At 67.3% G+C, this 12,811-nt stretch carries 11 protein-coding genes and 1 tRNA gene; 6 read left to right on the forward strand and 6 right to left on the reverse strand.

Translation table 11 applies throughout. The features are described 5' to 3' along the window. Positions 1-53: 53 nt before the first annotated feature. From CYJ10_RS12690 to CYJ10_RS12710, 5 genes are all read right to left on the reverse strand, one after another. Positions 54-140 (reverse strand) — tRNA-Leu (locus tag CYJ10_RS12690). Positions 141-352: 212 nt separating this feature from the next. Beyond that, positions 353-1,678, reverse strand: a complete 1,326-nt coding sequence (locus CYJ10_RS12695) for an MFS transporter (protein WP_101681871.1) — start codon at positions 1,676-1,678, stop codon at positions 353-355. A gap of 125 nt (positions 1,679-1,803) precedes the next feature. Continuing rightward, positions 1,804-3,126, reverse strand: a complete 1,323-nt coding sequence (locus CYJ10_RS12700) for an amidase (protein ID WP_101682122.1) — start codon at positions 3,124-3,126, stop codon at positions 1,804-1,806. Between the two features lie 8 nt (positions 3,127-3,134). Then, complete coding sequence (locus CYJ10_RS12705; protein WP_101681872.1) at positions 3,135-3,812, reverse strand: DUF2848 domain-containing protein; 678 nt, start codon at positions 3,810-3,812, stop codon at positions 3,135-3,137. Positions 3,813-3,847: 35 nt separating this feature from the next. After that, entirely contained in the window at positions 3,848-4,546 is a 699-nt protein-coding gene (locus CYJ10_RS12710; protein WP_101681873.1) for a GntR family transcriptional regulator, read from the reverse strand. A 219-nt stretch (positions 4,547-4,765) separates the two neighbouring features. Here CYJ10_RS12710 and CYJ10_RS12715 point away from each other — a divergent pair, with 219 nt between their 5' ends. Further along, a complete protein-coding gene (locus CYJ10_RS12715; RefSeq protein ID WP_374703262.1) occupies positions 4,766-5,578 on the forward strand; it encodes an IclR family transcriptional regulator in 813 nt (270 codons plus the stop codon). A gap of 15 nt (positions 5,579-5,593) precedes the next feature. Here the strand turns inward: CYJ10_RS12715 and CYJ10_RS12720 are convergent, their stop codons facing one another. Next, positions 5,594-6,841, reverse strand: a complete 1,248-nt coding sequence (locus tag CYJ10_RS12720) for a Zn-dependent hydrolase (RefSeq protein ID WP_101681874.1) — start codon at positions 6,839-6,841, stop codon at positions 5,594-5,596. Between the two features lie 262 nt (positions 6,842-7,103). On the opposite strand from CYJ10_RS12720, the gene CYJ10_RS12725 reads away from it, so the two are divergent. The 5 genes from CYJ10_RS12725 (at position 7,104) to CYJ10_RS12745 (ending at position 12,804) form a co-directional block, all read left to right on the forward strand. Then, positions 7,104-8,681 carry an ABC transporter substrate-binding protein gene (locus CYJ10_RS12725; RefSeq protein WP_257993320.1) on the forward strand — a complete coding sequence of 526 codons (1,578 nt, stop codon included), beginning with the start codon at positions 7,104-7,106 and terminating at the stop codon, positions 8,679-8,681. 105 nt (positions 8,682-8,786) lie between these two features. Next, the gene (locus tag CYJ10_RS12730) at positions 8,787-9,737 is read left to right on the forward strand and encodes an ABC transporter permease (RefSeq protein ID WP_101681875.1); all 951 of its coding nucleotides are present in this window, start codon (positions 8,787-8,789) and stop codon (positions 9,735-9,737) included. A 10-nt stretch (positions 9,738-9,747) separates the two neighbouring features. After that, a complete protein-coding gene (locus tag CYJ10_RS12735) occupies positions 9,748-10,641 on the forward strand; it encodes an ABC transporter permease (RefSeq protein ID WP_101681876.1) in 894 nt (297 codons plus the stop codon). Positions 10,642-10,643: 2 nt separating this feature from the next. Then, complete coding sequence (locus CYJ10_RS12740) at positions 10,644-11,738, forward strand: ABC transporter ATP-binding protein (RefSeq protein ID WP_101681877.1); 1,095 nt, start codon at positions 10,644-10,646, stop codon at positions 11,736-11,738. 16 nt (positions 11,739-11,754) lie between these two features. Further along, entirely contained in the window at positions 11,755-12,804 is a 1,050-nt protein-coding gene (locus CYJ10_RS12745) for an ABC transporter ATP-binding protein (protein ID WP_101681878.1), read from the forward strand. Positions 12,805-12,811 lie beyond the last annotated feature (7 nt).

Here is a 12,811-nt window from a genome sequence, read left to right on the forward strand (position 1 = left end):
CCACCGACTGGCTTGGAGTGTATAAGTTGCGATTACGCAACTTATAGGTAGGTTGGTGCGAGGGAGGGGACTCGAACCCCTACACCATTGCTGGCGTCAGGACCTAAACCTGGTGCGTCTACCAATTTCGCCACCCTCGCAGTCCTGGAACCGGGCATTCACAAAAGCAAAAAAGGCGGCTGGACTGCCCGCCTTTTCCTGCTTGTGGCTTGCTGTGGCGCGTTGCGCGCCGGGATCCGGTTCGTGCCGCCGGCGTAACTTCAGCCTGCGGCGCAATAAGGAAGCGGATTGTATCGCAAGGCGTCAGGGGAATCCAGTCCCCTGCCCGCCCGGCGCGCAACGCCGCGCAGAATCACTGGCGGGCGCGGATGAACGCGATCACCAGGACCGTTGCGCAGGCCTCCAGGGCGGCCACGAAGTACAGGCCGGACGCCAGCTTGCCGGTGGTCGTCTTGAACCAGCCGATCATGTACGGCGCCACAAAGCCGGCCAGGTTGCCGATCGAGTTGATCAGCGCGATGCCGCCGGCGGCGGCCGTGCCGGCCAGGAAGGCCGAGGGCAGCGACCAGAACACCGGGAATGCGGCCAGGATGCCGACGGATGCGACGGTCAGCGCGATCAGGGCCAGCACGGCGCTGTGCAGCCACATGCCCGTCAGGGTCAGGCCCACGGCGGCCAGCAGCGTAGCCAGCGCGCAGTGCATGCGGCGCTCGCCGGTGCGGTCCGAGTGGATGCCGTTGAGCACCATGGCAATGGTGCCGGCCACGAACGGGATGGCTGATACCAGGCCAATCTGCAGGTTGCCCTGTACCCCCAGCTCCTTGATGATCGACGGCGACCAGAACGCGATCGTCGCGTTGCCGCTCACCACGCAGAAGTAGATGGCCGCGCAGATCCAGACGCGTGCATTGGCAAGGGCGTCCTTCAGCGACGAATGCTTGGCCGGGTCGCCTGCCTCCTGGTCGATGTCATGGGTGACGATGGCCTGCTCCTGCTGCGACAGCCACTTGGCGTTGACGGGCTTTTCCGGCAGATACAGCAGCACGGCGATGCCGGCCAGCACCGACGGAATGCCTTCGATCACGAACAGCCATTGCCAGTTGGCCAGGCCGTCCACACCATCCATCGCGCTCATGATGAAGCCAGCCAGCGGGCCGCCGACCACGCCGGCGATGGCGAACGACGTCATGAACAGGCCGTTGATGCGCGCGCGTCGCGCGGCCGGGAACCAGTAGGTCAGATACAGCACCACGCCCGGGAAGAAGCCGGCCTCGAAGATACCCAGCATGAAGCGCAGCGTGTAGAACTGCATCGGCGTCTTCACGAAGATCATCGCCATCGAGGCCAGGCCCCACAGGATGGTGATGCGCGCCAGCGTCTTGCGTGCGCCGATCTTTTCCAGCAGCAGGTTGCTCGGCACCTCGAACAGGAAGTAGCCGATGAAGAAAATCCCCGCGCCCAGCCCGTACACGGCTTCGCTGAACTGCAGGTCCTGCAGCATCTGCAGCTTGGCAAAGCCCACGTTGACGCGGTCGATCCAGGCCAGGATGAACAGGAATACGAGGAAGGGAATCAGGCGCACGGTGATCTTGCGGTACGCCTCGTTGCGTTGCTGCGCCAGTTGTGCTGGCGGCAGGCTCTCCAGGGCGCCGGGGGCGCCGCTCATCACGGAAGACATCGGTGACTACTCCTTGGGTGTGGTTGGCGGGGCGCCGCTACGTTGGCGGCGCCCTCTCGCATTGCGCTGTGCTGGCGCTTGCTGCGGCGGCCGTGGGAATCCGGCCGGTATGACGGGAAAATGCGTCAGGCCAGGGCCTGTTCGATGGCCGCGGCCACCTGCAGCACCCGGGCATCGCTGCCGTGCAGGCCGCAGACGCCCAGACCCATGCCCTCGCCCATCGGCAGCGACGCCGCGCAGCCATCGAGGAAATTGATCACGCTCGGGTTGCGCAGCACCAGGCCGTTGATCGCGAAAAAGTCTTCATCGCGTTGCAGGGCATCCAGGCGCGGCGGGCGCACGGCCACGCTCGGCATCAGCCAGGCATCGGCATCGCGAAGCAGTTCGGTGGCGCGCTGCTGCATGGCGCGGCGTTCGGCCAGCAGGACGATGTAGTCGGTGGCCGTCAGCTTTTCGCCGCGGCGGATGCGCTGGGCCACACGCTGGTCGTACTGGTCGCCCTTCGTTTGCAGCAGTTCGCGATGCCAGGTCCACGCTTCGGCGGCGGTCAGGCCGCCGGCGGCGTTGATCTCGGGCAGGCGGCGCAATTCGGGGAAGCTGAATTCCACGATCTGCGCACCTTGGGCCGACAGCTTTGCCAGCGTGGCCTCGAATGCCTGCGCCACTTCGGCATCGAGGCCGTCGGCCACGAAATCGCGCGTCACGTAGCAGCGCAGGCCGCGCAGGTCGGCGGCGCGCGTGTCCAGCGTTTCGCCGCTGAGCACGGCATCCATCGCCACGCAGCAGGCCACCGAGCGGGCCAGCGGGCCGGCCGAGTCGAGCGACGTGGACAGCGGCACGGCGCCATCCAGCGGCACGCGGCGCGCGGTGGGCTTGAAGCCGGTGAGGCCGCAGAACGCCGACGGAATGCGGATCGAGCCGCCGGTATCGGTGCCCAGCGTGGCCACGGCCATCTGCTCGGCCACGCTCACGGCGCCACCCGATGTGGACCCGCCGCTGATGCGGTCGGGATCGAACGGCGTGCGCGGGGTGCCGTAGTGCGGGTTCAGACCAAGGCCCGAAAACGCAAACTCGCTCATATTGGTGCGACCGATCAACACCGCGCCGGCGGCGCGCAGTCGCGCCACGGCCGGGGCGTCGGCCTGGGCCGGCGCGCGGCCGTCCAGCGCCTTGGAACCGGCGCGCGTCACCTGGCCGCGCACATCGAACAGGTCCTTGATCGAGACCGGCAGCCCGGCCAGCGGCGACGCCACATAGCCGGCTGCGCGCGCCTGGTCGGCGGCATGGGCCTGCGCCAGCGCCCCTTTGGCATCGACGCTCATGAACGCCACGCCGCCGGCCTGCACATGGCGGTCGATGCGCGCCAGCGCGTCTTCGGTCAGCGCGACGCTGGTGGTCTGGCCGGCCGCCAGCGCGGCGGCCAGTTCCGCAATGGTAGGTGCAGTCATGGCATTGCTCACTCGGCGACGGCCAGCGTTTCCACGCGATAGGCGTGGCGCAGGCTGCGGTTGCGCACGGGGTCGTGCAATTCCACCTCGAACGATTCGCCGTGGCCCATCTCGCCGATCACGGCCTGGGTGCCGCAGAACATCGCGGTGCCGGCCGGCAGCTGCGATTCGCCGGTCAGGCGCTCGATCAGGTCGCGCGGGTCCAGCAGGCGCGTGACCTTGCCTTCCTGATACAGCGCGCGCTGGCCGTCGCGCACGCGCCAGCAGCGCATTTCCAGTGCGTCCCAGTGATCGGCCACCTCGTCGAAGCGCCACACGTCACGGCCCATCGGCTTGGCGCACATCTGCTTGGACACGGTCACGTCATACGCCTCGACCTTGCGGTCGGTGTGGTCCGAGCCGATGCCGATATAGAGCGCATCGGCGCCCTGCAGCAGCACGAATTCGGTCTCGCCCGACGAATCGTCGCGCGGCACTTCCAGCACGTCGTCGGTGGTCAGCAGCTGGGCTGCCAGCGGATAGAACGTGGGCACGGTGGCGGGCGGCTTCACGCCAATGGCCTTCAGTTCGTCGATATGGTGCTGAACGGCTTCCATGTCGCGGCCGGTCCAGCCGGCGATGATCAGTCGTTCGATGTCGAGGGCGAGCGCGCCCCCGCCGGCTACCTGGAGTTGCAGTGTCGGCATTGCGTACTACCTTTGTTACGAGGGGAAAGTTTGGGTCAGAGTGTCCGGATGATGTTCTTCCGGAATTCGTCAATGTGTTCGCGGATGGCCTCGCGCACGGCCGGCACGTCGCGGCGTTCCAGCGCGTCGACGATTTCCAGATGCTCCTGGTAGACGTTCTCCAGGTGCTGCGGATCGGACAGCGACAGGAACCAGAAGCGCGCCTGCTTCTCGTGCAGGCCGCGCAGAAGATCGGCCAGCACGCGGTTGCGCGAGGCGGCGGACATCGCCGTGTGGAACTTCAGATCCAGGGCCGCCAGTGACGGGATGTCGCGACGGGCGATCAGTTCGGGCGAGCGGTCGACGATGTCACGCATCGCCTTGAAATCGCTGTCGTGACCGCGCTCGCAGGCCAGCGTGGCGCACAGCACCTCGTTGGTGGCGCGCACTTCGATCATGTCCAGCACTTCGTTGAGCGACAGCGGCGTCACCAGCACGCCCTTGCGCGGCAGGATCGATACCAGCCCTTCCACTTCCAGCCGATGCAGCGCCTGGTGCACGGGCGTGCGGCCCAGGCCCAGCAGCGCAGCCACCTGGGCCTCGTTCAGCGGTTCGCCCGGCCGGAATTCGCACGCGATGATGCGGCGCTTGATTTCGGTATAGGCCTGCTCGCGCATTGCCGCACCGCTCTGGGCGGGGGTGGGCACTGCGGGCGCCGGGTCGGCGGCGCCAACCAGTCGAATGGGATTCACCACGGCAGGATCACGATCTGTGCGTTGAAGTTGTTGTGATACTAGTGTGATATTTCACTGGACACAACCCGGAATTCCCTAGGGGTAAACACCAGACATCGCCCGGCAACGCGCCATGTGACTGTGGTTGCGCCTATTATGAGCCGTTCGCATAGAATCGATAATCGATACATCAATATCTTGGTGCAATACGCAACCATCGTGGTGCAGCGGATCACGACGATGGTGCCGAATCCGGAACCACCTCTCATGGCCATCACCGACGGCGACCGCCCCGACCCGCTTTTCAACCAGTCCCTGGAAAAAGGTCTCGAAGTGCTGCGCGCGTTCAGCGCCGTGCATCGCACGCTGACTCTGGTGGAACTGGCCGCGCTGACCGGCATGACCAAAAGCTCGGCCCAGCGCACCGTCCATACGCTGGAACGGCTCGGTTACGTCGACAAGCACCCGCAGACGCGGCGCTTCCGGCTGACGCCCAAGGTGATGGAGATCGGCTACAACTATCTGGCGGCCGACGCGCTGATCCCGATTGCCAGTCCCTACCTGTCGCAACTGGCCAATACCAGCGGCGAGACGGCCAACCTGACGGAGCCCGTGGGGCTCGACATGGTCTACGTGGCGCAGCTCATGACCGCCAAGCACATGCCCGTGCTGACGCCCGTGGGCATGCGGATTCCGATGTACTGCACGAGTTCGGGCCGGGCCTACCTGAGCCGGCTACCCGACGATCAGGTGCGCGCGATGCTCGAAGCCTCCGCGCGGCAGGCGCGCACGCCGGCCACGCTGACCGATGTGGACGCGATGTTCGAGCAGGTGGTGGCGTGCCGCCGCCTGGGCTATGCGTGCAATGAAGAAGAGCTGTTCCTGGGCGACATGGGGGTGGGCGCGCCCATCGTGAACAGCCGTGGCGAGGCCGTGGGCGCGGTGCATGTGTCCCCGCCGGCCAGCCGCTGGACCATGGCCGACGCGCAGAAAAAGCTGGGGCCGCTGGTGATCGAATGTGCGTGGGCGATCTCGCGCTCGATCGCCCACTGAACCTTCAGGCGATCATTACCGCGCGTGCTCCAGCATCGCCTGCAGCAGCACGTTGGCGCCGGCCTCGATATGCTCGGGCAGCGCGTCTTCCAGCTCGTTATGGCTGATGCCGTCCTTGCACGGCACGAAGATCATGCCCGTGGGCGCGCGCTGGGCCACGTACACGGCATCGTGCCCCGCCCCGCTCACCACATCCATATGCGGCAGGCCCAGTGACGCCGCCGCGCGCCGCACGCTGTCCACGCACGCGGGCGCGAAGATGCAGGGCTCGAACTTGACCACCTGACGCACCTCCACCGTGACGGCGGCCACGTCGGCGATGCCGGCGAACGCCGCGCGCATCGCCGCGTCCATGCGGTCGAGCCCGGCCTGCGACAGGTTGCGGAAGTCCACCGAAAAATCCACGCGCCCCGGAATCACGTTGCGCGAGTTCGGCTTGACCTCGACAAAGCCCACGGTGCCACGGCCATGCGGCGCCTCGTCGCGTGCAATCCGGTTGACGGCCTCGATCATGCGCGCCGATGCCAGCAGCGCGTCGTGGCGCAGCGCCAGCGGCGTGGGGCCCGCGTGGGCGTCCTGCCCGCTCACGGTTACGTCGTACCACTGCTGGCCCAGCGCGCCGCTGACCACGCCAATCGGCAGGCCGGCGGCTTCCAGCACCGGCCCCTGCTCGATATGCGCCTCGAAATAGGCCGCATACATGCCGCCCGGCACCTGGCCGGCAGGCTGCGCGCCCAGGTAGCCGATGGCGTCGAGCGCATCGCCTACGCTGACGCCGTCGCGGTCCTGCTGCGCGCGCGCGAAGTCACCGTCGAACACCCCGGCGAACACGCCCGATCCCATCATCACAGGGGTAAAGCGCGTGCCTTCCTCGTTGGTCCAGAACGCCACCTCCAGCGGCGCGCGCGTGGCCACGCCCAGGTCATTGAGCGTGCGCATGACCTCCAGCCCGGCCAGCACCCCGAAGTTGCCGTCGAACTTGCCGCCCGATGGCTGGGTGTCGATATGGCTGCCGGTGGCCACGGCCGGCGCAGTGGGGTCGGTGCCGGCGCGGCGCGCAAAGACGTTGCCGATCTCGTCCACGCGCACGTCGAGCCCGGCCTCGCGGCACCACTGCACCACCAGGTCGCGACCCTTGCGGTCTTCGTCGGTCAGGGCGATGCGGCACACGCCGCCCAGGGGGGTGGCGCCGATCGCGCCCAGGTCCATCAGCGATTGCCACAAGCGGGCGCCATTGATGCGGGGAGTGAATTGCGAATCCATGTCTGTGTTGTCTGCGGTGGGTGAACGTCGATCGTCGATCCAGCAAGAAGCAGACCACCGGCACCGGAGATCCATCGATGGTGCATGCGCACTGGCACATCACTTGCTAGATCGAGATCGAACACAGCGTTCAACCATCCCCCAATCTGGAGCCCTGCCTGTGACCCTCTCCACGTATCCCCGCGCAAAAGGTTTCTCCGCTGTCATCCGGACGGCTTCGGCTGCCGTCGCCCTGTCGCTGCTGGCCCTGCCCGGCGCGGCCATGGCCGACAAGGTTTTGCGCATCGGCATGACCGCCGCCGATATCCCGCGCACGCTGGGCCAGCCCGACCAGGGTTTTGAAGGCAACCGCTTCACCGGCATTCCGATGTACGACGCCCTGACCGCCTGGGACCTGTCCAAGAGCAACGGCCCAAGCCTGCTGGTGCCGGGCCTGGCCACCGAGTGGAAGGTCGACGACAAGGACAAGACCAGGTGGACGTTCAAGCTGCGGCCCGGCGTGAAGTTCCACGACGGCTCGCCGTTCAACGCCGACGCCGTGGTCTGGAACGTGAACAAGGTGCTCGACAAGACCGCCAGGCAGTTCGATCCGAGCCAGGTGGGGGTCACGGCATCGCGCATGCCCACGCTGCGCAGCGCTAAGAAGATCGACGACCTGACCGTGGAACTGGTGACGTCCGAGCCCGATTCGTTCGTGCCCTACAACGTGTCGAACCTGTTCATGGCATCGCCCACGCAGTGGGAGAAGAAGCTGGCCGCCGTGCCGGCGTCGGTGACCGACCCGGCCGAGCGCAGCAAGCAGGCGTGGGTGGCGTTCGCCGCCGACGCATCGGGCACCGGCCCCTTCAAGATGACGCGCTTCGTGCCGCGCGAGCGCCTGGAACTGGCGAAGAACGCCAGCTACTGGGACCCGAAGCGCACGCCGAAGATCGACAAGGTGGTGATGGTGCCGATGCCCGAGGCCAACGCGCGCACGGCGGCGCTGCTGTCCGGCCAGGTGGACTGGATCGAGGCCCCCGCACCGGACGCCATCGCGCAGATCAAGAGCCGTGGTTTCGAGGTCTACGCCAACGCCCAGCCGCACATGTGGCCTTGGCAGCTGTCGTTCGCGCCGAACTCGCCGTGGCTGGACAAGCGCGTGCGCCAGGCCGCCAACCTCTGCGTGAACCGCGCCGGCCTGAAGACGCTGCTGGGCGGCTACATGGCCGAGGCCAAGGGCATTGTCGAAGCCGGCAACCCTTGGTGGGGCAATCCGAAGTTCGACATCAAGTATGACCCGGCCGCCGCGCGCAAGCTGATGACCGAGGCGGGCTTTTCGGCCGCCAAGCCGGTCAAGGTCAAGGTGCAGGTATCGGCGTCCGGCTCGGGCCAGATGCAGCCGCTGCCGATGAACGAGTACGTGCAGCAGAACCTCAAGGAGTGCTTCTTCGAGGTGGACTTCGATGTGGTCGAGTGGAACACGCTGTTCACGAACTGGCGCATCGGCGCCAAGGATGCGAGCGCGCACGGCACCAACGCCATCAACGTCAGCTTTGCCGCGATGGATCCGTTCTTCGCCATGGTCCGCTTCGTCAGCACCAAGACCCAGCCGCCGGTCTCGAACAACTGGGGCTACTTCGGCAATGCCGAGTTCGACAAGCTGATCGAAACCGCGCGCACGTCGTTCGGCGAGAAGGACCGCGACGCCGCGCTGGCCAAGCTGCACGCGCGCATCGTCGAGGAATCGCCGTTCGTGCTGATCGCCCACGACGTGGGCCCGCGCGCGATCTCGAAGAAGGTCAAGGGCGTGGTGCAGCCGCAAAGCTGGTTCATCGACATCGCGACGATGTCGATGGATTGAGCGTCTGTTCGCCCCCCTCTCCCGTGCAACGGGAGAGGGGGGCCCGCTTCAAACGCATCCGACGCTTCAAACGCTTCCGCAATCCCCACAAGCCGGCCACAGACCATGACTTACCTGCTCCGCCGCATCGTGTATGCGCTGCCGATCCTGCTTGGGGTCGCCCTGCTCTGCTTCTCGCTGGTTCATATCGCGCCCGGTGATCCGCTCGTGTCGGTGCTGCCGCCCGATGCATCCGAAGACCTGCGGCGCCAGCTGACCGCGCTGTACGGCTTCGACAAGCCGTTCCTGGAGCAGTTTCTCCACTGGCTCGTACGCGCGCTGCACGGCGACCTGGGAACGTCCATCGCGACCAACCGGCCCGTGATGGCCGAGGTGTCGAACGCGGTCGTCAACTCGATCCGCCTGGCGGCAGTGGCCACGCTGATCGGCTTCACGCTCGGCAGCCTGTTCGGCTTCGTGGCCGGCTACCTGCGCGATTCGGTCCCGGACCGCGTGGCGTCGTTCCTGTCGGTGCTGGGCGTCAGCATCCCGCACTACTGGCTGGGCATGGTGCTGGTCATTGCGTTTTCGGTGCTGCTGGGCTGGCTGCCGGCCACCGGCGCCGGCCCCGATGGCTCCGGTTCCTGGACGTGGAACTGGGAACACATCCAGTACATGCTGCTGCCGGCCGTCACGATGTCGGTGATCCCGATGGGCATCGTCGCCCGCACGATCCGGGCGCTGGTGGCCGAAATCCTGTCCAACGAGTTCATCGTCGGGCTGCGCGCCCGGGGGCTGTCGGAGTTCGCCGTGTTCCGGCACGTGGTCAAGAACGTGGCGCCCACCGCGCTGTCGGTCATGGGCCTGCAACTCGGCTACCTGCTGGGCGGCTCGATCCTGATCGAGACGGTCTTCTCGTGGCCCGGCACCGGCTTCCTGCTGAACTCGGCAATCTTCCAGCGCGACTTTCCGCTGCTGCAGGGCACGATCCTGGTCCTGGCCGTGTTCTTCGTGCTGCTGAACCTGCTGGTCGACGCGTTGCAGACGCTGTTCGACCCACGGATCCAACGGAACTGAGGAGCCGGCCATGGAAATGACACTGAACAAGGCCAAGGCCATCCAGCCGCTGCCGGTGGAACGCTCGCCCGGCTACTGGACCACCGTGGGCCGGCGCCTGCTGCGCAACAGGCTGGCCATGCTGGCCGCGCTGATCCTGCTGGCGCTGATCGTGATGGCCGTCTTCGCGCCGGTGCTGATGCCGGCCGACCCCTACGCATCGTCGATCCTCAAGCGGCTCAAGCCGATCGGCTTCGAGGGCTATCTGCTGGGCACCGACGAGCTGGGCCGCGACATGCTGTCGCGCCTGATGCTCGGCGCGCGGCTGTCGCTGTTCATGGGCATCACGCCCGTACTGCTGGCGTTCGTGATCGGCAGCGCCATCGGCATCGTGGCCGGCTATGCCGGTGGCTGGACCAACACGATCATCATGCGGCTGACCGACATCCTGTACGCCTTCCCGTCGGTGCTGCTGGCCATCGCGCTGTCCGGCACGCTGGGCGCCGGCGTGGGCAACGCGCTGCTGTCGCTGACCATCGTCTTCGTGCCCCAGATCGTGCGCGTGGCCGAGAGCGTGACCACCCAGGTGCGCAACCGCGAGTTTGTCGATGCGGCGCGGGCATCGGGTGCCTCGTCGCTGACCATCGTCCGGGCGCACGTGCTCAACAACGTGCTGGGGCCGATCTTCGTCTACGCCACCAGCCTGATCTCGGTGTCGATGATCCTGGCGTCCGGCCTGTCTTTCCTGGGCCTTGGCGTCAAGCCGCCCGAGCCCGAATGGGGCCTGATGCTCAACACGCTGCGCACGGCCATCTACACCCAGCCGTGGGTGGCGGCGCTGCCCGGCGCGATGATCTTCCTGACTTCGATCTCGTTCAACCTGCTGGCCGACGGCATCCGCTCGGCCATGGAAATCAAGGAGTGAGCATGGCCGAGACGCTGGCAACCCTCAATCCCGCAGCGCCCGGCGCTGCCGCCGCCGACGTGGGCGGCCCGGCCCAGCCGCTGGTGATCGCACGCGACCTGATCAAGCACTTCCCGCTGAAGTCGGCCGTCCCGTTCCGCCCCGGTGGCGTGGTGCGGGCCGTCGACGGCGTCAGCTTCGACGTGCTCAAGGGCGAAACGCTGGGCGTGGTGGGCGAATCGGGCTGCGGCAAGTCCACCACGGCGCGGCTGCTGATGCAGCTGACGCCGCACGACAGCGGCGAACTGATCTTCGACGCCCAGGGCGTGGGGTCGCCACAGTTGCCGATGATAGCTTTCCGCAGCCAGGTGCAGATGGTGTTCCAGGACAGCTATTCGTCGCTGAACCCGCGCCTGACCATCGAGGAATCGGTGGCCTTTACGCCGCGCGTGCATGGGGTGCCGGCCCGGGAAGCCACCGAGCGCGCGCGCTACCTGCTGGAACGCGTGGGCCTGGAGCCGAAGCGCTTTGCCGGCCGCTATCCGCACGAACTGTCGGGCGGCCAGCGCCAGCGCGTGAATATCGCCCGTGCCCTGGCCCTGCGGCCGCGCCTGGTGATCCTGGACGAAGCGGTGTCCGCGCTGGACAAGTCCGTCGAGGCCCAGGTGCTGAACCTGCTGCTGGAACTCAAGGCCGAGTTCGACCTGACCTACGTCTTCATCAGCCATGACCTCAACGTGATCCGCTACCTGTGCGACCGGGTGATGGTCATGTACCTGGGCAAGGTCGTGGAGATCGGCGACACCGAATCGGTCTATGCCAATCCCGCGCACCCGTACACGCGCGCGCTGCTGGCGTCGATGCCGTCGATGGACCCCGACCACCGCACGCTGGCCGCGCCGCTGGCCGGCGATCCGCCCAACCCGATCAATCCGCCGCCGGGCTGCAGCTTCCATCCGCGCTGCGCCCGCGCCGAGCCAGTCTGCGAACGCCGCGCGCCGGTACTGTCCGATGCGCTGGCCGGCCATCCGGTGTCGTGCCTGATGGCGATGCCCGACGGCGGCCACTCGCTGCCGCTGCGCCGCATGACGCCCGGCCTGCACGCCGCCACGCCCTGAATTGCGGGAGATTTCGATGTCCAAAGACGCAACCGACTTCACAACCTCCACCACCTCCACGACGCCCACGAGCCCCACCCCACCGGCCGTGTCGGTAAGCGACCTGCGCGTGACGTTCTCGGGCGGCGGCAAGACCATCCAGGCCGTGAACGGCGTGTCGCTCGACGTCGCGCCGGGCGAAGCGGTTGCCCTGATCGGCGAATCGGGCTCCGGCAAGAGCGTGACGCTGCGGGCCCTGATGCGCCTGCATCCGCCACGCCGCACGACGATGCAGGGCGACATCCGCGTCGACGGGCAGGACGTGCTCAAGCTCGACAAGCGCGCGCTGGCCCGCCTGCGCGGCGGCACCGTCGCCATGGTGTTCCAGGAGCCGCTGCTGGCGCTCGACCCGGTCTACACCGTGGGCCAGCAGATCGTCGAATGCATCCGCACCCATCGCAAGGTATCGAAGGCCGAAGCCCAGGCGCTGGCGCTCAAGGCGCTGGAATCGGTACGGATTCCCAGCCCCGAGCGCCGCCTGGCCGCCTATCCGCACGAGATGTCCGGCGGCATGCGGCAGCGCGCGATGATCGCCCTGGCGCTGTCCGCGCAGCCGAAAATCCTGCTGGCCGACGAGCCCACCACGGCGCTGGACGCCACGGTGCAGATCCAGGTGCTGATCCTGCTGCGCGAGCTGCAGCGCGAACTGGGCCTGTCGATCGTCTTTGTCACCCACGACATTGGCGCGGCGGTGGAGATTGCCGACCGCGTGGCCGTGATGTACGGCGGCCGCATCGTCGAGGAAGGCCCGATCCGCACGCTGATGCGCGAGGCGCGCCATCCCTACACCATCGCGCTGCTGCAAAGCCGCCAGCACGGCATGGACCGTGGCCAGCGCCTGCAGACGATTGGCGGCGCACCGCCCGACCTGGCCAACCTGCCGCCGGGCTGCACGTTCGCCCCGCGCTGTGCGCAGGCGCGGCCCGAGTGCCTGGCTGCGGTGCCGCCGGCGGTATCGCTGGGCAGCGGCCACCGCGTGAGCTGCGTGCTGGTATCCGAACCCGCGTCCAGCGAATGCGCGGCATGACCTCTTA

Origin of the sequence: Cupriavidus pauculus (assembly GCF_002858765.1) — a bacterium.
GTDB lineage: Bacteria > Pseudomonadota > Gammaproteobacteria > Burkholderiales > Burkholderiaceae > Cupriavidus > Cupriavidus pauculus_B.

Excerpts from the sequence above, each read along its gene's own strand:
- CYJ10_RS12700 (WP_101682122.1), bottom strand. The coding sequence starts at position 3,126 with ATGACTGCACCTACCATTGCGGAACTGGCCGCCGCGCTGGCGGCCGGC.
- CYJ10_RS12720 (WP_101681874.1), bottom strand. The coding sequence starts at position 6,841 with ATGGATTCGCAATTCACTCCCCGCATCAATGGCGCCCGCTTGTGGCAA.
- CYJ10_RS12730 (WP_101681875.1), top strand. The coding sequence starts at position 8,787 with ATGACTTACCTGCTCCGCCGCATCGTGTATGCGCTGCCGATCCTGCTT.
- CYJ10_RS12715 (WP_374703262.1), top strand. The coding sequence starts at position 4,766 with ATGGTGCCGAATCCGGAACCACCTCTCATGGCCATCACCGACGGCGAC.
- CYJ10_RS12745 (WP_101681878.1), top strand. The coding sequence starts at position 11,755 with ATGTCCAAAGACGCAACCGACTTCACAACCTCCACCACCTCCACGACG.
- CYJ10_RS12705 (WP_101681872.1), bottom strand. The coding sequence starts at position 3,812 with ATGCCGACACTGCAACTCCAGGTAGCCGGCGGGGGCGCGCTCGCCCTC.
- CYJ10_RS12740 (WP_101681877.1), top strand. The coding sequence starts at position 10,644 with ATGGCCGAGACGCTGGCAACCCTCAATCCCGCAGCGCCCGGCGCTGCC.
- CYJ10_RS12725 (WP_257993320.1), top strand. The coding sequence starts at position 7,104 with ATGGCCGACAAGGTTTTGCGCATCGGCATGACCGCCGCCGATATCCCG.
- CYJ10_RS12735 (WP_101681876.1), top strand. The coding sequence starts at position 9,748 with ATGGAAATGACACTGAACAAGGCCAAGGCCATCCAGCCGCTGCCGGTG.
- CYJ10_RS12695 (WP_101681871.1), bottom strand. The coding sequence starts at position 1,678 with ATGTCTTCCGTGATGAGCGGCGCCCCCGGCGCCCTGGAGAGCCTGCCG.